This is a genomic window from Nocardia sp. NPDC004860, from assembly GCF_040609015.1.
Taxonomy (GTDB): Bacteria; Actinomycetota; Actinomycetes; order Mycobacteriales; family Mycobacteriaceae; genus Nocardia.
In genome coordinates, this window is record NZ_JBEXJI010000010.1 from 78228 (window position 1) to 99018 (window position 20791).

16 protein-coding genes are annotated in these 20791 nt (G+C 68.9%); 9 read left to right on the plus strand and 7 right to left on the minus strand.

The annotated features are described in order from the left end of the window. Positions 1-79 precede the first annotated feature (79 nt). Positions 80-694, plus strand: a complete 615-nt coding sequence (locus ABZV44_RS20135) for a helix-turn-helix domain-containing protein (RefSeq protein ID WP_354838144.1) — start codon at positions 80-82, stop codon at positions 692-694. Positions 695-706: 12 nt separating this feature from the next. On the opposite strand, the gene ABZV44_RS20140 is transcribed toward ABZV44_RS20135, so the two are convergent. Next, positions 707-1123 carry a PaaI family thioesterase gene (locus tag ABZV44_RS20140; protein ID WP_354838146.1) on the minus strand — a complete coding sequence of 139 codons (417 nt, stop codon included), beginning with the start codon at positions 1121-1123 and terminating at the stop codon, positions 707-709. Between the two features lie 218 nt (positions 1124-1341). On the opposite strand from ABZV44_RS20140, the gene ABZV44_RS20145 reads away from it, so the two are divergent. From ABZV44_RS20145 to ABZV44_RS20160, 4 genes are all read left to right on the plus strand, one after another. After that, positions 1342-4479, plus strand: coding sequence for a BTAD domain-containing putative transcriptional regulator (locus ABZV44_RS20145; RefSeq protein ID WP_354838148.1), 3138 nt, complete (start codon positions 1342-1344; stop codon positions 4477-4479). Positions 4480-4927: 448 nt separating this feature from the next. Further along, complete coding sequence (locus ABZV44_RS20150) at positions 4928-5554, plus strand: NAD(P)-binding domain-containing protein (RefSeq protein WP_354838150.1); 627 nt, start codon at positions 4928-4930, stop codon at positions 5552-5554. A gap of 163 nt (positions 5555-5717) precedes the next feature. Then, positions 5718-6611 (plus strand): class I SAM-dependent methyltransferase, encoded by an 894-nt coding sequence (locus tag ABZV44_RS20155; protein ID WP_354838152.1) that lies wholly within the window; start codon positions 5718-5720, stop codon positions 6609-6611. Positions 6612-6653: 42 nt separating this feature from the next. Beyond that, complete coding sequence (locus tag ABZV44_RS20160; protein WP_354838154.1) at positions 6654-9218, plus strand: FHA domain-containing protein; 2565 nt, start codon at positions 6654-6656, stop codon at positions 9216-9218. Positions 9219-9317: 99 nt separating this feature from the next. On the opposite strand, the gene ABZV44_RS20165 is transcribed toward ABZV44_RS20160, so the two are convergent. Continuing rightward, complete coding sequence (locus ABZV44_RS20165; protein ID WP_354838156.1) at positions 9318-10703, minus strand: serine hydrolase domain-containing protein; 1386 nt, start codon at positions 10701-10703, stop codon at positions 9318-9320. Between the two features lie 331 nt (positions 10704-11034). Between ABZV44_RS20165 and ABZV44_RS20170 the strand changes: the two genes are divergently transcribed. Together ABZV44_RS20170 and ABZV44_RS20175 are read left to right on the plus strand one after the other, a co-directional pair. Further along, complete coding sequence (locus tag ABZV44_RS20170; protein WP_354838158.1) at positions 11035-12072, plus strand: alpha/beta hydrolase family protein; 1038 nt, start codon at positions 11035-11037, stop codon at positions 12070-12072. Between the two features lie 215 nt (positions 12073-12287). Further along, entirely contained in the window at positions 12288-13322 is a 1035-nt protein-coding gene (locus ABZV44_RS20175; RefSeq protein WP_354838160.1) for an alpha/beta hydrolase family protein, read from the plus strand. 65 nt (positions 13323-13387) lie between these two features. Here the strand turns inward: ABZV44_RS20175 and ABZV44_RS20180 are convergent, their stop codons facing one another. The 3 genes from ABZV44_RS20180 to ABZV44_RS20190 form a co-directional block, all read right to left on the minus strand. Further along, complete coding sequence (locus ABZV44_RS20180) at positions 13388-14995, minus strand: NAD(P)/FAD-dependent oxidoreductase (RefSeq protein ID WP_354838162.1); 1608 nt, start codon at positions 14993-14995, stop codon at positions 13388-13390. A 118-nt stretch (positions 14996-15113) separates the two neighbouring features. Continuing rightward, positions 15114-15437, minus strand: a complete 324-nt coding sequence (locus ABZV44_RS20185) for a metalloregulator ArsR/SmtB family transcription factor (protein WP_354838506.1) — start codon at positions 15435-15437, stop codon at positions 15114-15116. A gap of 46 nt (positions 15438-15483) precedes the next feature. After that, positions 15484-16725 carry an MFS transporter gene (locus ABZV44_RS20190; RefSeq protein WP_354838164.1) on the minus strand — a complete coding sequence of 414 codons (1242 nt, stop codon included), beginning with the start codon at positions 16723-16725 and terminating at the stop codon, positions 15484-15486. 109 nt (positions 16726-16834) lie between these two features. Here ABZV44_RS20190 and ABZV44_RS20195 point away from each other — a divergent pair, with 109 nt between their 5' ends. Further along, positions 16835-17593: a hypothetical protein gene (locus tag ABZV44_RS20195; protein ID WP_354838166.1), complete on the plus strand. Its 759-nt coding sequence runs from the start codon at positions 16835-16837 to the stop codon at positions 17591-17593. Between the two features lie 5 nt (positions 17594-17598). Here ABZV44_RS20195 and ABZV44_RS20200 read toward each other — a convergent pair whose 3' ends face one another. Together ABZV44_RS20200 and ABZV44_RS20205 are read right to left on the minus strand one after the other, a co-directional pair. Then, positions 17599-18381 (minus strand): SDR family oxidoreductase, encoded by a 783-nt coding sequence (locus ABZV44_RS20200; protein ID WP_354838168.1) that lies wholly within the window; start codon positions 18379-18381, stop codon positions 17599-17601. Between the two features lie 212 nt (positions 18382-18593). After that, positions 18594-20204, minus strand: a complete 1611-nt coding sequence (locus tag ABZV44_RS20205; protein ID WP_354838170.1) for an HNH endonuclease — start codon at positions 20202-20204, stop codon at positions 18594-18596. Between the two features lie 87 nt (positions 20205-20291). Between ABZV44_RS20205 and ABZV44_RS20210 the strand changes: the two genes are divergently transcribed. After that, positions 20292-20780, plus strand: a complete 489-nt coding sequence (locus ABZV44_RS20210; protein WP_354838172.1) for a hypothetical protein — start codon at positions 20292-20294, stop codon at positions 20778-20780. The last annotated feature ends 11 nt before the right edge of the window (positions 20781-20791 follow it).

Here is a 20791-nt window from a genome sequence, read left to right on the forward strand (position 1 = left end):
ACAAATTCTATTGCAATGTTGCAGCTACAAATTATCTGAGATTGTTGCATCGGGGGTGGCGCCTGCTAGCGTGGATCCGGTGACGACCGCGTCGAAAAACCCGCTGACCCGCACGGATGCCGCCGATGACATCGAGACGCGCATTCTCGACGCGGCACTCGTGCAGTTCCAGAAGGTCGGGGTCAAGAAGACGACGATCGAGGACGTCGCCAAGCAGGCCGGCGTCGACCGGGTGACCGTCTACCGCCGGCTCGGCTCCCGCGACGATCTGGTGCAGGCCGTCGTCAGCCGCGAGGTCGGCAACCTGCTGGCCGAACTGTCGAGCATGCCGGACCGGCACGACGACCTACCCGGACTGGTTGCCGACATCTTCGTCACCGTCATCACCCGCTGGCGGGCCCATCCGCTGGTGGAGCGGCTGCTCGCGGTAGAGCCGGACCGAATCCTGGTGAAACTCACCGTCGAAGGCGCGACCACCTTCGCCATGTCGGTCGCGGCCACCATCCAGATCCTGGAGCGGGCCGCCGCCCAGGGCCTGTTCGAGGCCCCGGACGATCTGGCCGCGCGCACCGAAATCGGCTGCCGCATAGTGCATTCGCTGATTCTCGTGGGCGGCGGCGCGGCCACCCTCGAAACCCCGGACGAGCTGGGGGAATTCGCGCGCACGTATCTGGTGCCGATCCTCGTCGGGTAGGCGGATGCCCGACTACAGCACCGCCTGGGTCTGGGTCACCTTGGCGACGAGTTTGCCCGCGTCGTCCCGGATTTCGGTCTCCACCACGATGAAGCTGCGCCCGGCGTGCAGCGGACGGGCCGTGGCGGTGGCGTGACCGGAGCGCAGGGCCCGCAGGAAGTTCGTCTTCGACTCCACCGTGGTCGTGCCCTGCTTGCCCGCCGGCAGATTCAGGAAAGCGCACACCGCGGCGGTGGCGTCGGCGAGCGACATGAGCGCGCCGCCGTGCATCGATCCGCCCAGGGTGCACAGGTTCTCGCGCCACTCCAGGCGGCTGCGCACCAGCTCCGGGCCGCATTCGAGGACCTGGACGCCCAGACCCTCGGTGAACGGCATGGTGGCGAACAGCTGGGCGCCCGTCGGAGCGGTGGTGATCTCGGTGTCGGTCATGAGATCGACTGTGCCCGACGATGAGCCGTGAGTCGATTACCTTACGGGTAATCGGATTTGCGTATGCCGGCGTGACCGCTGATTTCGTGCCGGTCGGGGTAACTCACCAGGTACGTCCAGAAGTGGTTCGGCGCCGAACCGCCGGCACGGGTGCGCGACAGATAGCGGCTCTCAGCTGTCCGCTGAAGGCGCGGAGAGGTGGAGGAGTGGAGGTTGGTGTGCTCGGGCCCGTTCGGGTCCATGCGGAGGATGGGACGCCGGTGGAGATCCCCGGCGTGCGGGTGCGGATGCTGCTGGCGCGGCTGGCGCTGGAATCGGGGCGGGACGTGCCGGTGACCGCGCTCATCGACGGACTCTGGGGTGAGGAGCCGCCCGCCGAGGCGGCCGGAGCGCTGCAGGCCGCGGTGTCCCGGCTGCGGAAGGCATTGCGCGGCGTGGGCACGGTCGAATTCGGGACCGGCGGCTACCGGCTGCCCAGGGTGACGCTGGACGCCGATCGGTTCGAGGACCTGGTGCGGCAGGGCCGTCAGGACCTGGCCGCCGGGCGGGCGGAGGCCGCCACCCGCCGGCTGGGCGAGGCCCTCGCACTGTGGCGCGGACCCGCGCTCGGCGATGTGCAGGACGCACCGTTCGCCCAAGCCGCCGCGACCAGGCTGGATGATCTGCGGGCCGCGGCGGCCGAAGACCGGTTCGAGGCCGAGCTGCGGCTGGGCCGGTACGCCGATGTGCTCACCGATCTCGAGATCGCCGGAGAGGACAATCCGCTCAGCGAGCGGCTGGCCGCGCTGCGCATGCGGGCGCTGGCGGCGGCGGGGCGGCAGTCGGACGCACTGGCCGTATACGAGGAGATGCGGGAGCGGCTGGACGAGGAACTCGGCATCGACCCGGGGGCCACCCTGCGGGACACGCACCTCGCGCTGCTCCGGGGCGAACTCGAAATCCCCGCTCCGCGTTGGGAACCCGTGACGCGGACGCTGCCGGTACGGCTGACCGGATTCATCGGCCGCGAGGCGGAACTCACGGAACTGGCCGGGCTGCTGGCGGATTCGCGGCTGGTCACCATTGTCGGACCCGGCGGAGCGGGCAAGACCCGGCTCGCGCTGGAAGCCATGGACCGGCGGGTCACCGGGGCGGTGTTCTTCGTACCGCTGGCCGAACTGGGCGCGCCCGACCAGCTCGCGGACGCGGTGGCCGGGGCGCTCGACAGCGGCTCCGCCGAGCGGCCGGACAAGGCCGCCCGGCTGACCGAACTACTGGACGTCGGGCCCGCGGTGCTGGTGCTCGACAACTGCGAGCACGTCATCGCGGCCGCCGCGGCCCTCGCCGAACAGCTGCTGGATCGGCTGCCGCAGCTGTGCGTGCTGGCCACCAGCCGGGAACCCCTGGCCATCACCGGCGAGGCGCTGTGCCACCTGGGACCGCTCGGCGTTCCGGCCGAGACAGCGGATCCCGTTGTGGCCCGGAGTGCACCGGCCGTGCGGCTGTTCACGGACCGCGCTGCCGCCATCCGCCCCGGCTTCACCCTCGACGACGCCACCGTCGCCCCCGTGGTGGAGATCTGCCGCCGACTCGACGGTCTCCCACTGGCGCTGGAACTCGCCGCCGCCAAACTGCGCGCCATGAGTGTCGACCAGGTCGCCCGGCGGCTCGGCGACCGCTTCCGGCTGCTCACCTCCGGCAGCCGCACCGCCCTGCCCCGGCAGCGCACCCTGCTCGCCCTGGTCGAATGGAGCTGGGACCTCCTCGACGAGCCCGAAAAGATCCTGGCCCGAAGGCTTTCCGCCTTCCCCGGCGGTGCCACCACCGAGGCAATCGAAGCCATCTGCGCCGACGGCGACCTCCCCATCGAGGACGTCGTCTACCTCCTCGACGCCCTGGTCGAGAAATCCCTGGTCACCGTCACCCCCGACGACCCGCCGCGCTACCGCATGCTCGAAACCATCCGCGCCTACGCCGCCGACCAGCTCACCCGCTCACCCGACGACCTGATCCCGCCCTTCACCGACTACTACCTCGCCCTCGCCGAACACGCCGAACCCCACCTTCGCGGCACCGAACAGCTCACCGCCATCGCCCTTTTCGACGCCGAACACGCCAACCTCGCTGCGGCACTTCGTACCGCCCTCGGTACCAGCCCCGACCCGGAGACGGCGATGCGGCTCGTGCGGGCGATGTTCTGGTACTGGGGAATCCGGGGAATGAGCAGCCAGTTCGAGAGCTCGCTCGATGCGGTGCTGCGGTTCGGGGACGAGCTCCCGGCGGCCGCGCGGGCCGCCTTCCGAGTGATCGCGCTGATGGCCGGTTCGCCGCCCGCCGGGAGCTCGCTGACCGCGCTCATCGACGACTGCGTGCAGGCCGGCGGGCTGGAATTCCATGCGGCCGTACCACTGTGGACGGCGCTCCTGGCCGCGCGCGCCGACGACGAGAAGCTGGCCGAGCGGCAGCTCGAACAGGCGCTGACCTGGCCTGACCCGTGGGTGCGGGCCAGCGCGCAGCTCGCCCGCGACATCGCCCTGACAGGGCAGGGGCGCCTGCACGAGGGGGCCGTCGCGCGACGGGAAGCCTTGCGCGGCTTCGAAATCGTCGGCGACCGCTGGGGTCTGGGCATGGCGCTGCTCGCGGTCGGCCGCGCCCATTCGCTGCGGGGCGACCACGACCAGGCCCGCGCCGCCTACGCCCGCGCCGTCACCCTCGCCTCCGAACTCGGCACCGAGGACGACATCGTCGCCGCCCGCACCGCCCTCGCCGACGAACGCATGCGCGCCGGCGAACTCGCCGAAGCCGCCCACGACATCGACGCCGCCCAGCGCCTCGCCGCCGACCAGGGCTTCCCCCGCCTCGCCGCCGTCATCCTTCTCACCAGCGCCGAATTACACCGCCGCACCGGCGATATCACCCGCTCCGACCGAGAACTCGACCAACTCGAGCATCGCTTCCGCCACCTGCCCTATCCGGAAGCCATGGCCGCCAACCACATAACGGTCGCCCGCCTCCGCAACCGCCTCACCGAGGGATCGCCCTTCGCAGCCCGCGCCCTGCTACCCCACGCCATCGAAGGCGCCTTCACCTACGGCGATTCCGCCGCCACCGCGCAGGCCCAAGCCCACGCCGCCGAACTCCTCGCGAAACTCCTTCTCCTGGAAGACAACCCGTCCGCCGCCGCCACCGCCCTCGGCCTCAGCCAAGTCATCCGCGGCACCGCAGACCACGGCGAGCCCGAACTCACCGCCCTGACCGCCACCCTCACAAACCGGCTGGGCGACACCGAATACCACCGCGCCTACCACCTCGGCGCAGACCTCCCTCGACCAGAGGCCCTGGCCCGCCTCGCGACAGAGGCCGCCCCTGCTCCGTAACCGAAACCAAGAAGTCGGCCCGCGACTCTCCAAACGCTGGACGCTGTATTCTGATCACCAGAGCTCGCCGCCCCTCGATGAATTACGTCTTGCGGCATCAGGAAATTGGTAGAGACGTAACTGATAATCTCCATCCGGGTGGCGCCGATCAATTGACGCCGGGGCCCTGGAGCGATTCTCCGGCCATTACAAAAGTCAAGCTCATTCTTCATCGCGTACGACAGAGGAGTTGACTTCCATGCTCGCTGTTCAACTCACCCAATTCGGGGAGCCGGCACGGTCCTGGCCGTCGGACCGGACGTCACGCACATCCATCCGGGCGACACGGTCCTGCTTCCCCTCGGCACCTCTTTCTGGTCCGAACCGGTCCTGGCCGAAGCCGCGAAGCTGACTGCCGTCGACCGGTCCATCAGCCTCGACCAGGCAGGATGCTGACCATCAATCGAGGATGAGCGCCATGACCACATACAGCACCATCGGCATTATCGGAGCAGGAAATATCGGCCAGGCGGTCGCCGACAAGGCCGTCCGTCATGGCCATGAGGTACTCATCGGCAACAGCCGGGGCCCGGAGACGCTCCGGGCCGTCGTGGAGCAGTTGGGGCCGAAGGCCCACGCGGTGACAGCCGCGGAGGCGGCACAGCCGGAACTCGTGTTCCTCGCGGTGCCGTTCTTCGCCGTGCCGGATCTGACCGGGCTCACCGACTGGTCCGGGAAGATCGTCGTCGACACCACGAATCAGTTCGCCGCGGCGAACCCCTGGCGGGGTCGCTACGACGTCGGTGACCTCACGGGCAGCGAGTGGGTCGCCGAGCGCCTTCCCGGCGCGCGGATCGTGAAGGCGTTCAACACCCTGTTCGCCGCATTCATCGCCGCGGACCCGCAGCATGCCGAAGGCCGGCAGGTGATCTTCTACGCGGGCGACGATGCCGATGCGAAAGCCGCCGTGGCCGGATTGCTGGACGAGTTCGGATTCGCCGGGCTGGACCTCGGTGGTCTACGTGCGGGCGGACAGCTGATGCAGCTGGACGGTCCGCTCAACGCCCGGCACCTGCTGCTTCAGGACGTCGGCTGATGCCCGGGTCATCCCGACCGACTCGGCCAGAGCGTGATAACCAGTTAGTTGCCGAAAGGTTCTGTATGGGAGCAGAATCGAGCGGGTGGAAGCGGGGCGTCGGCTCCGGTCGAGATAGTGTCGAGATAGTTCAGGCGATCGATGACACCACGAGGTGACCTTGATGCGAATGGACGGGGATAGCTGGGACATCGTGACGAGCGTGGGCCTGACCGCCTTGGGCGTCGCCACGTTTCGCGCACTCGAGACGATCGATCCCGAGCCGATGATCCGCGACGACTACGCGGCGTGGTTCGTCGAGGCGGCGGGTGAACCGCACTTCACCCAGATGCTGGAGGACCCGGCGTCCGTGGGCAACATGACGCGGTTCGGGCGGTTCATGGGTGTCCGGACGAGGTTCTTCGACGAGTTCTTCGCCACGGCGTGGCAGCAGGGTGTGCGGCAGGCGGTGATCCTGGCATCGGGTCTGGATGTGCGTGCGTACCGGCTGGATTGGCCCGCGGGCACGGTCGTCTTCGAGATCGATCAGCCCCGGGTGCTGGAGTTCAAGGACCAGGTTCTCGCCGACCACGGTGCCGTGGCCAAGGCCGATCGGCGCGTGGTGGCGGTCGATCTGCGCGACGACTGGCCCGCTGCGCTCACCGCCGCGGGATTCGATCCGGAGCGGCCGACGGCATGGTCGGCCGAGGGGCTGTTGCCGTTCCTGCCGGGTTCGGCACACGACGCCCTGTTCGAACGCATCGACGCCCTGTCCGCGCCCGGCAGCAGCGTGGCCACCGACGACTTCGGCCGCGGCTTGGACCCGCAACGCTTCGAAGACACGGAGGAGAAGTTCTTCGGCAGCAACCCCTTCGGGAACCTGGACGTGAGCGACCTCTGGTACGACGACGCCCGCGCTGTTCCCGGCGACTGGCTGGCACGGCACGGCTGGTCGGTCCAGAGCACCGCCCCTGTCGACCTCGCCGCCGAATACGGCCACCCGATCACCGACATGCCCGCCGAATTGCTCGACCTCTTGCAGCAGGCGCACTATGTGAGCGCCGAAAAGCGCCGGTGAACTCGCATCTGGGATGTAACAAAATTCAGTACATGAAACAAATTGAGAAATATTCGGCTTCGATCTTGTGTCAGGTTCTGTCGGATTAGTATCTCGAAACCCATCAGCATTCACCGCGACAGTTCGGCATGGTCGTATACTCCCGTTATGGCGGATGAGCGGTCCTCCACGGAATTCCCCGAGTCGTCCGTTCTCGTGGTGCAGACGCGAGAACACGTCTATCGGCTACGCGCCGGGGGTGCATACAACATCGGCCGTGATCCGACCGCCGATATTGTCGTCACCGATCCGCGTGTTTCGGCCCTGCATGCTGTGCTGGAGCGCGGATCGGACGGTTGGGAAATCGAGGATGCGCACAGCCTGAACGGCACCTTCTTCGACGGTCAGCGCGTCGAGCGGATGCTGATAGACCACGACGAGACCTTCAAGCTGGGGCATGCCAAAGATGGTGCGCGGCTGTCCTGCTCGCTGGAAGCATCACCCGAGCCAGAGCCCGAGCCGGATGACGATTTCGGTGGGGACACGATGGTCGTCCCGAATCCTGGCTATGACCTGGACGATGAAACCACGGTCACCAAGTTCGAGCCGGGCCTGCCCCGGCGAGTGTCACGGTCGTCGCCTCGGGCTACCCAGCCCACCGCGGTGGTACGGATCGTCTCGGGCACGCTCCGCATCGGGCGCGCCGCCGACAACGACATCGTCGTGCCCGACCTCATGGTCTCTCGCCACCACGCCGAACTACAGGTGATCGCCGAAGGCAAATATCGAGTCGTCGACCTCGACAGCCACAACGGCACCTACGTCAACGGCCACCGGATCGAGACCGCGGATCTGTCCGAATCCGACCTGATCGGCATGGGGCACACCACCTACCGGCTCGTCGGCGATGAACTGCGCGAGTCCGTCGACACCGGTGACATCTCGGTCTGTGTCCAGAACCTCATCGTGCGGACACCGGAAGGCAAAGTGCTGCTCGACGACGTGACCTTCCCCATCGGGCAGCGCTCCCTCGTCGGGGTCATCGGACCCAGCGGAGCGGGCAAGTCGACGCTGTTGGGCGCGGTCACCGGGCTGCGGCCGGCGACCGAGGGGACCGTCCGCTACGACGGACGGGACCTGTACACCGATTACGACGAGCTGAGACACCGGATCGGGTTGGTTCCGCAGGAGGACATCCTGCACAAAGAGCTCGCGACGCGACGCGCCCTGCTCTACGCGGCCGAGCTGCGCTTCCCCGGTGACACGCAGAGCGAGGAGCGCGAGCAGCGAGTCGACGAAGTCCTCGACGAACTCGGCTTGTCGCGGCACGCCGACACCCGCATCGATCGGCTCTCCGGCGGGCAACGCAAACGGGTGAGCGTCGCATTGGAACTGCTGACCAAACCGTCGCTGTTGTTCCTCGACGAACCGACCTCCGGCCTGGATCCCGGCCTGGACAAGACGGTCATGGAGATGCTGTCCGAACTCGCCCACGACGGGCGGACCGTCATCGTCGTCACCCACAGCGTGGCGAATCTCGATTCCTGTGACCGCCTGCTGGTGCTGGTGCCCGGCGGCAAGCTTGCTTATTACGGGCCGCCCGCAGAGGGCTTGCAGGAGTTCGGGCAGCGCACCTGGGCCGAGGTGTTCCAGGCATTCGACCGGGAGGAGGACCGCGACTGGGCCGGTGAGTTCCGGAACTCCCCGCGCTTCGAGAACTACGTCGCTGTCGGCGAGACCGACGACATCGGACCGGCGGAGGTGCACACACCGGCGCCGCCGCCCGCGCCGCAGTCCAAGCTCAGCCAGCTCAGCACGCTGTGCCGGCGGTATCTGGCGGTGATCGCCTCGGACCGCAGTTATCTGGCGTTGCTCTGCGCGATGCCGCTGCTGCTGGGCGGCCTGATCGCCGCGGTGCCGTCGGGCGCCGGTTTCACCGGGGCGCCGGGAACCAACACCGATGCCTCGACCAAGCTCATGATCTTGATATTCGGTGCCTGCTTCATCGGTACCGGCAACGCGATTCGCGAGATCGTCAAGGAACAGACGATCTATCGCAGAGAACGCGCGGCAGGACTGTCGGCCGGGGTCTATTTGATGTCGAAACTGCTGGTCTTGGGCGTGATCACCGTCCTGCAGACGGCGGTGCTGTTCCTGATCGGCACCATCGGTGAGACTTTCCCGCCGACGGGGATATTCACCTCGGTCCAGCTGGAGTTGATCATGGCGATGGCGATGCTGGGCATCGCGTCGCTGACGTTGGGCTTGCTGGTGTCGGCCGCGGTGGACACCTCGGAAAAGACACTGCCGCTGCTGATCGTGCTGTCGATGGCGCAACTGGTGCTCACCGGCGGGCTGGTGCGGCTGCCCGGCACACCCGTCCTGCAACAGCTGTCCTTCCTGTCGCCGTCCCGTTGGGGCTACGGCGCTGCGGCGGCCAGCATCGACCTCGACACCCTCTCGCCGCACAATGGCGGGCCCGACCCGCTGTGGAAACACACCATCGGCACGTGGCTGCTCGATATGGGAGTCGTCGCCGGCCTGGCGGCGATCTTCCTCGCGCTGGCCTGGTATCGCCTGCATCAGATGCGGCCACGCCGCCGCGGCGCCCGCCCCGCCCGGATTTGAGCAGGGACGCACTCGGCGACCGGCAGCGTCCGCCGGCTCTCGACACGCCAATGAGAGGACGCCTGCCCGGTATCGGGGGCGCCCTCTCGTGCGGAGGTGTCAGAAGACCCGGGTGAAGACGCGGCCCGCGAGGTCGATGGCGGTGATGTCGCCGTTGGGGTTGCGGGTGAAGTAGCCGCGCTGACCCTTGAAAGAGCCGTCGGTGATGACGTACTCGTCGCTGCCGGCGAGGAGGCCGAAGGGGAAGGGTGGGTGGTCCTGGGGGATCTCGGCGCCGGCGGCGGCGCGGATTTCGGGCTTGACCCTGCAGTCGAGGTAGAGCTGGTCGCCGTCGGCGTAGCAGGTCATGGTCATGGCGTCGATGTCGTAGACGCCGAACAGTTCCGGGGCGCGCGCGGCGTCGAAGGGGGCCGGCTCGGGGTCCTGGTCGACGACGCCCAGGTAGTGCTCCAGGGCCCAGCGGATGATGGCCTGGTTGGCGGGGATGCCGTCGGGGCTGGCGTTCGAGAGCACGACCACCGCGAAATCGCGTTCGGGCACCAGCTGGAAATTGGCGAACTGGCCGAAGCCGGAACCGTCGTGGCCGACCGTGCGGACCCCGTCCACATCGCGCAGCATCCAGCACAGGCCGAAGGCGTCGGCGAGGGTGCTGGCCCGCAGCTCGACGGTCGGCTGCTGCATCCGGAGCATCAGCTCGGCCGGCAGCACCGGCGCGCCGCTGTCGGTGCGGCCGTCACCGAGGTGGAATCGGCCCCAGCGCAACAGATCCGACACCGTGGACCCGAGCCCGCCACCGGGGTTGTTGGCACGGCTGCCCTTCCAGGCCCGCGACACCTCGAGCTCGCCGTGCTGCTGCCGCTCGTGCCCGGCGGCGAAGCGGCGGGTCATGACATCGCCCTCGAAGTAGAAGCTCTCGGCCAGCCCCACCGGCTCCAGCACCGTGTCGGCGACGACCTTTTCGAACGACTCCCCGGTCACCTTCTCGATGACGCGGCCCAGCAGGTTGAACCCCGCCTGGCTGTAGGACGCCCGCTCGCCGGGCGCGCCGATCAGCGGCAGCTCGGCCAGCGTGGCCACGAAGGCGGTCAGCCCGTCCGCACCGTCGCCGGTGTCGTTGATGATGTTCCACTCCAGCCCGGCGGTGTGGTTGAGCAGCTGCCGCACGGTGATCGTCGCCGCGGACTTCTCGTCGATCAGTTCCAGCTCCGGCACATAGGTGCGCACCGGCGCGTCCAGATCCACCCGGCCCGCCGCGACCAGCCGCATCAGGGCGGTGGCGGTGAAGGTCTTGCTGGTCGAGCCGATCGCGAAGATCGTGTGCTCGGTGATCGGCACCGGGTTCTCGGTGCTGGTCACACCGACATTGGCGTGGATCTCCCGCCCGTCGACCCGGACGCCGACGGCGATGCCGGGCATCCCGTACTCGGCGGCGGTGGCCGCGACGAAATCGGTCAGGGCGGAATCGGTGTGCGCGTTCTCGGACATGGCGTTGCCTTTCGGTGATGGCTGTTCGTGCCCGGCTCGGGTGTTCCGGCCGGTGCCTCCGGTGTGTCCATGACGATGCCGACCTGCGCTGACAGCCCACCGACAGTGCGCTGACCGCCGCCCGTCAGTGGCGTGGATCCCGGTCAGCGGTGGATGTGAGTGAAGTCACCCGCGCCGATTTCCGGCTCCGACCGGGGTCTCGCCACCCTCTCAGGCGCAGCTCAGCTTCGAGTCAGCAATTGCTAAGAGGCTGTGGGCAGCGTGGGGGCCTGATTCGTGACACCTGCACAAACGACTCGTCACGCCAGAGAAAACTGCCGAAGGAGAAAGCGTGCGTTCAACGAAGACCTGGGGCAGCGCGGTATTGGCCTTGACCGCAACCGTTCTGCTACCGGTGGCCGCGAGTTCAGCCTCCGCCGACCCGGGAGCCTCGCTGAACTCCGCGGGCACCTCCGCCGACGGCTCTCGCATCGCCTCCAGCAAGGCCACCGACGCACGCACCCTGAACCTGCAGGTCTATTCGGCCGCGATGGACAAGAACATCGAGGTCGATGTGCAGCGCGCCGCCGATACCTCGGCGCCCACCCCGGTGCTGTACCTGCTCAACGGCGCGGGTGGCGGCACCGACTCCGCGACCTGGCAGAAGCAGACCGACGTCCTGAACTTCCTGTCCGACAAGAACGTCAACGTGGTGCAGCCGATCGGCGGCGGCTTCAGCTACTACACCGACTGGCGCGAGCCGGATCCCACACTGGGCGTGAACAAGTGGAAGACCTTCCTCACCGAGGAACTGCCGCCGCTCATCGACCGGGCGCTGAACACCAACGGCCGCAATGCCATTGCCGGTCTTTCCATGGCGGGCACCTCGGTGCTGCAGCTGCCCATCGCCGCGCCCGGCCTCTACCAGGCGGTGGCCGCCTACAGCGGCTGCGCCCAGATCAGCGATCTGCTCGGCTACAGCATGGTCAATACCGTGGTCGCCGCGGGCGGCGGCGACAGCGCGAACATGTACGGCCCGCACGCCGATCCCATGTGGGCCGCCAACGATCCCTACGTGCACGCCGACCAGCTGCGCGGCCTGAACATGTTCATTTCCAGCGGTTCCGGCCTGCCGGGCGAGTGGGACACCCTCGGCGGCACGCACACCCTGCCCGGCGCGGGTGGCTGGGCGAACCAGGTGGCCCTGGGCGGCACGCTCGAGGCCGCCACCAACTACTGCACCCACAACCTGAAGGCCAAGCTCGACGGCCTCGGCATTCCGGCCACCTACGACCTCACGCCCACCGGCACCCACTCGTGGGGGTACTGGCAGGACGCGCTGAAGAAGTCGTGGCCCGTCCTGGCTACCGGTCTGGGCCTGCCGGCCTGACCGGTACATCGACGAAACCGGCACGCCTTCAGGGGAAGCGAGCCGGTTTCGTCTTGTGTACACGTGTGGTAACGAGGGCGGGAATCGCGCCCTGACCCTACGGCCGGAAACGTACTCTCGGAGTCAGTTCAGTTCCGGGCCAGCATTTTCCGAAGCCGCTCGGCAACGCTGAAGTGCTGACTCGTGACAACCGGGAACCTGCCGGAGGAGACAGCGTGCGTTCCACAACGACCTTGGGCAGCGCGGTATCGGCCTTGACCGCAACCATTCTGGTGTCGATGGCCGCGGGCACGGTCTCCGCCCAACCGGACACCCCGGTGACCTACACCGGCACTTCCGCCGACGGCTCGCGCATCGTCTCCAGTACGACCACCGACACCCGTCTCGTGACTCTGCGGGTCTATTCGGCCGCCATGGACAAGAGCATTCAGGTCGATGTGCACCGTCCGGCCGGCACCTCCCAGCCCGCCCCGGTGCTGTACCTGCTCGGTGGCGCGGGCGCCGCCGACGCCGTGACCTGGCAGACGCAGACCGATGTGCTGGACTTTCTGGCCGAGAAGAACGTCGATGTGGTGCAGCCGATCGGCGGGGATTTCACCTACTACACCGATTGGCGCGCCCCGGATCCGGCTCTGGGCGTGAACAAGTGGAAGACCTTCCTGACCGAGGAATTGCCACCGCTCATCGACGGGGCGCTGAATGCCAACGGGCGCAACGCGATCGCGGGTCTGTCGATGGCGGGTACCTCGGCGCTGCAGCTGGCCATCGCCGCGCCCGGGTTGTATCGGTCGGTTGCGGTCTACAGCGGCTGTGCCCAGATCAGTGACCCCATCGGGCACCACTTCGCCAATGACGTGGTCACGAAGGGCGGCGGCGACAGCGCGAACATGTATGGCCCCGAGGGTGATCCCGAGTGGGCCGGCAACGATCCCTATGTGCACGCCGACCAGCTGCGCGGCCTGAATCTGTTCATCTCCAGTGGTTCCGGGCTGCCGGGCCGGTGGGACGCCCCCGGCGGCCCGCACACCCTGCCGGGCACGGACGGCTGGCTCCAGCAGTTGACCATCGGTGGCGGGATCGAGGCCGCCACCGACTTCTGCAGCCACAATCTGAAGGCCAAGCTCGACGGCCTCGGCATCGCGGCCACCTATGACTTCACGCCGACCGGCACCCACTCGTGGGGCTATTGGGAGGACGCGTTGAAGCGGTCGTGGCCCGTCCTGGCTGCCGGTCTGGGCCTGCCCGCCTGACCGCGGACGACGAAACCGGCTCGCCGCCAAGAGGAAGCGAACCGGTTTCGCCGGGTCCAGGCTGACTACGCGGTGAGCTCGAAGTTCGGGTACCCGTTGTCGCGCTCGTCGTCGCAGTAGCGGCGGTAGTTGCCGAAACCGCCGATGTAGGGCATGAATACGCGCTTCTTGCCCTCGATGTTCGCGCCCATGTACCAGGAATTGGCCTTCACGAACAGCGTGCCCTCGGCGACCTCGAGCAGGTGATCGGTCCATTTGACCGCCGCCTCCGCGCGGGCCTCGGCCTTGCGGATCCCGTTGGCGCGGCAGTGCTCCACCAGCGCCAGCACCCAGTCCAGCTGCTGCTCGGAGTGCAGCACCATGTTCGCCATCACCGACGGGGTGCCGACACTGTTGATGCTGAACATGTTCGGGAAGCCGGGGATGCCGAAGCCCAGGTAGGTGACCGGCCCGTCGGCCCACAGCTCCCCGAGGCGGGCATCCCGCGCACCGTGCATGTCGATGCGCAGCAGCGCACCGGTCATGGCGTCGAAACCCGTTGCGTAGACCAGGGCGTCGAGTTCGATGAACTTGTCGGCGGTCCGGATGCCGGTCGGGGTGACCTCCTCGATGGCCTCGCGGCGCAGGTTCACCAGCGACACGTTCGGCCGGTTGAACATCTCGTAGTAGCCGGAGTCGGTGCAGATGCGCTTGGTGCCGATGGGGTGGTCGGAGGGGATGAGGTCGTCGGCCACCGCCTGGTCGTCCACCTTGGCGCGGATCTTGGCGACCGCGAACTCGCGCACCAGCTCATTGGCGGCCAGATCGCTGTTCTGGTCGGGGAAGACCTTGTTGAACAGCACGCCGCCGCCGTCCCAGCGGTCCTGCATGGCCTGCTCGCGCTCCGCGGCGGTCAGGTCCAGGGCCTTGGCCTCCAGCGAGCGGTGCGGGGTGGCGGCCGGTGCGTAGTAGGAGTTCTCGCGCCGCTGCCGGTAGGTGGCGCGGATCTCGTCCTGCTCCTCGTCGGTCCACGGCCGGTTGGGCACCGGGACGCTGAAGTTGGCCGAGCGCTGGAAGACGGTGAGCGCCTCGGCCTCCCGCGCGATGATCGGCGCGACCTGGATGCCCGAGGAGCCGGTGCCGATGACGCCGACCCGCTTGCCCTCGAAGGACACGCCCTGCTCGGGCCACTGCGCGGTGAAAAGCTCCTCGCCCGCGAAGGTTTCGATGCCGGGGATGTTCGGCTTGATCGGCGCGGACAGGCAGCCGGTGGCGAAAACCACGAACTGCGAGCGGAATTCGTCGCCGGCCTCGGTGCGCAGCGTCCAGACGGCCGCCTCGTCGTCGAAGCGGGCGCCGACGACGCGCTGACCGAACCGGTAGCGCTGCTTCAGCTCGAAGCGGTCCGCCACATGGTTGATGTAGGCGAGGATCTCCGGCTGGGCGGCGAAACGCTCGGTCCAGGTCCAGCTCTGCTCCAGGTCCTCGTCGAACGAATAGGAGTAGTCGACGCTCTCCACGTCGCAGCGCGCACCCGGGTAGCGGTTCCAGAACCAGGTGCCGCCGACACCCTCGCCCGCCTCCAGGCCGAGCACGTTCAATCCGGCCTTCGCCGCCTGGTGGACGCCATAGAGTCCGGCGAATCCGGCACCGATGATGATCACATCGAATGGGCTGCCCTGCTCGGGATGCATGCGCGACCTCTCACTATTCGTCTCGAGATATTTCGAATAGGCATATCGTCACGGCGCATGCGGGCACTCGGCGATACCACGTCCCACTGACCAGGAGCCGAGTCCCGGGAAATGTTCGCTATTCGTGCGATGGTTCGCCGGTCACGATGTGATCGGCGTGGTTCAAGCCCTCGCGGACCAGGCGGGCCAGGTGGCCGTCGCGGATGCGGTAGATGATGCGGCGGCCCTCGCGGCGGGTGTCGACCAGGCCGCTGAAGCGGAGTTTGGCCAGATGCTGGCTGACCGCGGTGCGGGAGGCGCCGCAGGCCTCGGTGAGGGCGGTGACATCGGCCTCGTCGGAGGCGAGGATCCAGAGGATGTGCAGCCGGGTCGGATCCGACAGCATGCGGAAGGTGGCGGTGGCCACGTCGAGATGGGGCTGATCCGGACGGACCGGGTGGATGAGGCTGGGTGCGGCAGGCGCCGGTTCGGTCTCCTCGCTCACCAGTTCACCTTCCTGCCGCCGCCGTCACCGCCTCGGGGCCCGTGGGCACGTGTGCGGGCCAGGCGCGGGCCGCCGTCGTAGCTGCCAGTGTAGCGACGGCGGCCAGCACGATCGCCGTGGTCGGCAGGCCCGCCAGTGCGCCCAGCTTGCCCGCGACCGGGTAGGTCACCAGGAAGCATGCGTGCGAGAGGGAGAACTGCGCGGTGAAAACGGCTGTGCGGGTGTCGGGTTCGGACTGGGCGCGCAGCAGGCGGGCGGACGGAGTGTTGATCATCGAGGTGCCCGCGCCCAGCAGCACCCAGGTCACCGCCAGCACGAGCGCGCCGGCCCCGCGGGGGAGCAGGGTCGGCAGCGACGCCGCGATCAGGCCCAGTGGCAGCAGTACGCAGCCGGTCATCATGAAACTGCGGTCCGGCACCCGCGCCAGCAATCGCGGGGTCGACAGCGCGACCGCCATGGAGCCGAATCCGAAGCAACCCAGCGCCAGTGCCACCGCGGTATTGGAGCCGCCCAGCTGATCCCGCACGTATACAACGGTATTCACGATCACCAGCGCGGTGGCCGCGGCCACCGCCATGTTCATGGCCAGCAGCCCGCGCAGCACCGGCCGGTTCATCATGATCCGGGCGCCCTCGGTGATGCGCCGCAGCAGCGGGGCGGACCGCTCCGGCGCGGCGAGCCGGGGCAGCCGGGTGGTCACCACCAGCAGCGCCGAGGCCACGAAACCGGCCGCGGTGCCCACGAACAGCCAGTGATAGCTGATGATCGTCAGCAGCGCGGCCGCCAGCACCGGGCTCAGCAGCGACTCCATGTCGTAGGCCAGCCGCGACAGCGACAGGCCGCGGGTGTAGTCCTCCTCGTCGACCAGGATCGAGGGGATCAGCGACTGGAACGCCGGCGTGAAGGTGGCCGAGGCCGACTGCAGCAGCGCGATCAGCACATAGATCTGCCAGGTGTGCGTGACGAACGGCAGCATGAGCGCGATCCCCGCGCGCACCGCGTCCGCCGACACCAGTACCAGCTTCCGGGGCAGCCGCAGGGTGAGCGCCGAGATCACCGGCGCGACAGCCACATACGCCACCATCTTGATGGCCAGGGCGGTGCCCAGCACCGCACCCGCCTGGCCCCCGGCCACCTCGTAGGCGAGCAGGCCCAGGGCCACGGTGAGCAGTCCGGTGCCGATCAGGGCGACCACCTGGGCGGTGAACAGCTTGCGGAACCGGGGATCACGGAGCACGGTGAGCACACTGCCACTATAAGCCTATATGTGCGCAGTTGTGCACATGATGTCGGATATGTGTGCGGTCGGCCTCGCTCGGCCCGCTTGCCGCGCAATCGTCGCTATCCTCGCTTCCATGGGGAGGAATCTCGTGGCCGCCGTGCTGGCTGCCGCCACGCTCACGCTGGCCGCGTGCGCACAACACCCCGCCACCGCACCCATGGCCGGCAACCTCTCCCCGCACACCGGCGATCACGTCGTCCCCGGTCCGGTCACCCCCGTCTCCGCCCTCCCGCCCTGCGGCGATATCGCCTCGGCCGCCACGCCTCCCGACTGCTACCTGCAATCCCACGATGCCGCCGGGCTGACCTTCGAAGTGCGGCACCGCGGTACGGGACAGCAGGGGTCGGTCGCCATCACCGTGCTGGACCCCGTCGGCGCACAGCTGCAGACCCTCACCGAACAGGCCGTCGGCACCACCGAGCCACGACTGCGCGACCTCGACAACGACGGCCGCGACGAGCTGATCATCCCGATCATGCTGGCCAGCGCCAACACTCGCTACGTCATCTACCACGCGGCCGGCGAGGGGCAGCTGCAGCGCGCGGGCGAACTCGCGGGCATCGGCATCGACACCTCCGCGGCCGGCTACACCGTCGTGACCGCGCGCGACAGCTACGAACTCTGGAACATCGAATTCTGGACCTTCGATGCCGAGAAGCTGCAACCTCTGGTCACCGCCGAGGTCCGGCTCCTCGACGACGGGACCGGGCGCGTCGGCGGCAGCGAGTGCACGGTGATCGACAGCGGCGGGCTGAACCGTATCGGTCTCACCCTGGATCAGGCCACCGGGCAGTTCTGCGCCGAACCGACTGTGCTGCGGGTGAGGCGCTAAGCAGGTCAGCTCACCGGTTTCGAATACCGGCGGCGCAGCCACTCGGCGTAGTCGTACGACACGGTCTCGCCATCGGCGTCGAGACACAGTGCCGCGTCGCGCAACCGTCGCACGATCCGGCCGACCGGCGGCACCGGCAGCGGCAGCAGCGCCTGACCGAGGGCGTGGCGGCGGAGCTCGGCCAGCTCGCCGAGGGTCTGCACGACCGGACCGCCCAGATCGCGGACCCTGCCCGACGGGCCCGCCTCGACCGCGTCGGCCAGCCGGCCCGCCACCGCGACCACGTCGACCGGTTGGAACCGCATGCCGGTGCGCGGCGCGATGCGGAACTTCGAGGCCCCGCCGAGCATTTCGTCGACGAGTTCGTGGAACTGCGTGGCGCGCAACAGGGTCCACGGCACCGGGCCCTGGGTGACCACCCGTTCCTGCGCGACCTTGGTGCGGTAATAGCTGAACGGCACCCGCTCGCAGCCGACGATCGAGATCTCCACATGGTGGCCGACCCGGGCGCGCTGCTCGGCGGCCAGCAGGGTGCGCACACCGTCGACCATCACCCGCGCGCTGCGCAGGCCGCGATGGGAGGCCGCGTCCACCACCGCGTACACACCCTCCAGCGCCGCGTCCATCCCCGCACCGGTGACCAGATCCACCGCGTGATGCGTGGTCCCCGGCACCGGCTCGGCGGGCGCGGACCGGCTCAGCACCCGCACCGTATGCCCGCGCGCCACCAGATCCCGCACCACCGGCGCACCCAGCGTCCCGGTACCGCCCACAACCGCCACCTGCATGTCGGATCCCTTTCCTCGACCGGCCTTCCTCGGACGCTAGAGCCACACCGTGTGCCGCTCAACATGATTCATCGCACGGCGTCGGATTGCCCACATTCGCCCCTGCGCCGCGTGTTGATGCGGCCGGCCGCGTGGCCGGGTGGGTTCACGTCACCGAGGTCGAACGAGTCTGTCACGGGCCGGAATCCGGACGGTCCGACCGACGGCTCCGGTCAGATGTGCGCGCCCTTGGTGCGGTTGCAGGCGCGGCAGAGGATCTGCAGGTTGGCGGGGCTGGTCGCGCCGCCGCGGCTGATCGGGATGATGTGGTCGAACTCCAGGTAGTGGCTGTCGCCGCATTCGACGCATTTGCCGCCGTCGCGCTGCCACACCACGGCCTTGACATCCGGTGGGATGGAACGGGTGTCGCGGCGGCCCGGGGTGAGGGCCAGGCGCTTGGCGATGCGCAGTGCGCCCTCCATGGCGGCGGCCACGAAGTCGGGATCGGCGACCTCGAGGATCGCGCCGCCGCGCGAGGAGGTGGCCGAAACCTCGACCAGGCCATCGGCGGCGGTCACCGAAACCACGCGGGCCCAAGGCATTTCGGTGCCGGTGCCCGCGCCCGTGAAGCGCAGCTTGCGGTTGCTGACGATCAGCCGGCCCTCGGTGCGCTTGGGGCCGCGGGCCAGCTCCCGGATGTGCACGGCGGGGAGGTTCAGGTGGACCCGCTCGCCGGGATCCAGGTGCAGGCCCGTGGCAGACTGCTGCGGCAGCTCGCCGGACCGCAGCCGGGTGAGCAGGCGGCCGCGGTGCAGGCGGCGGCGCAGGTCCTCGATGACCGGGCCCGACAGGGACAGCTCCGCGACGGTGTCCTCGAAGTCGTCCACGTCGGACTCGTCCACCACGCCGTCGGCGAAGGTGAAGGCGACGAGGCGTTCCAGCTGATCGAGGGCGAGCGGGCGCAGCAGATCCAGGGCGGCGGCGCGGTCGACGCGCTGGAAGCGCAGCGCGGCCCAGAGCGTCTCCCAGTCGTCGTGCGGGGAAAGGCCACGCAGGGTGCGCTCGGCGCGGGGCCGCCAGGTGCGCAGGTATTCGGCTGTCTCGGTGGCGCATTCGCGGCACAGCGGCGTGGCGCCGAACAGCGCCGCGCCGAACAGGCGGCGGCGCGGCGCCCCGCAGCGCGGGCAGTGGCGGGCATCCTGCGGCGGCGCGGGGCGGGCCGACGCCGTCCAGGTCGTGCCGTCCCACCAGCGCAGGCGGGCCGGATCGCGGGGATCCGGATGCCATTCCGCCCGTTCGGGATCCGGGGGCGGCGGCGTGCGACGCGGCTCGGGCTCGAAGCCGTGCGCGGGATCGATCCGCACCCCGAACTCGCGCACCAGCCCGGCCAGGCTGACGCCGGCGTCGGCCAGCGCCCGGAACTCCCAGCCCTCCTCGGCGCGCGTGAACTCGCCCAGCACCAGGGCCGGTGCCGGGTCCGGTGTGTCGATGTCGTACCAAGCGACCGGATGGTCGTGGTCGAACACGGTCAGCCGCAGGCCCGCGACATCGGCGAAACCGCCTGGCACCGAACCGATGACCACGATCCCCGCCACCTCCGGCCCGGTGCGCGGGAGCGAGACCGACAGCCGTGCCGTCCCCGGCGCGGGCTCCCGATCCAGCGTCACCGCCTGCGAGACGTGCCGGGGCGCGTCGAACCAGACGAAGTCCCGATCCGACCGGGCCCGCCCGTGCTCGGCCACCAGCACGGCCTGCGCCCGCACCGCATGCTCCGACCGCCACGAAAGCACAAGCGTCAGAAGCGATGTCGGGACCGTCGTATGGCCACCCATGGTCAGTTTCATCGTCGTCGAACTATGCCACGACCCTCCGACAAAACCGCATGCCCGGCCCTCCCGGCGAATCTGAAAATCGTGCGGCACAGTAGAGGTATGACCAACCCCAAGGGGAGCGACCGTCAGCCCGCCAAACCCTCGACCTCGCGTGTCCCCACCGCCGGGGACATCCTGGCGGCGGCCCAGGCCGCGGTCGAAGCCGCCCAGAGCGCGGCCGGTCAGGCCCTGGATTCCGCCCAGGTGACCGCGTCGACCGCCTTCGACACCGCTGTCCGCCTCCCGCCCGCCTCCATTCAGCTCGCCGCCCAGCTGCCCGACCTGATCCAGAGCCTCACCATCGCCGTCGAACGCCTCAACTCCACCATCGACCGCCTCGATCGCACCCTCGCCCTGGCCGAGCCCGCCTTCGTCGCCTACGACAAGATCCTCACCCGGCTCGAGGCGGTCACCGCCCTCGGCGAGGAGGTCTTCACCCGCCTCGACAGGCTCCCCGGCGTCTCCCTGCTCGGCCGTCTCACCGGAACCCGCGAGAACCCGGAACCCGAACCGCCCGAAGACAAGTCCCGCCGCTCCCGCCGCAAGTGACACCGCAGGAC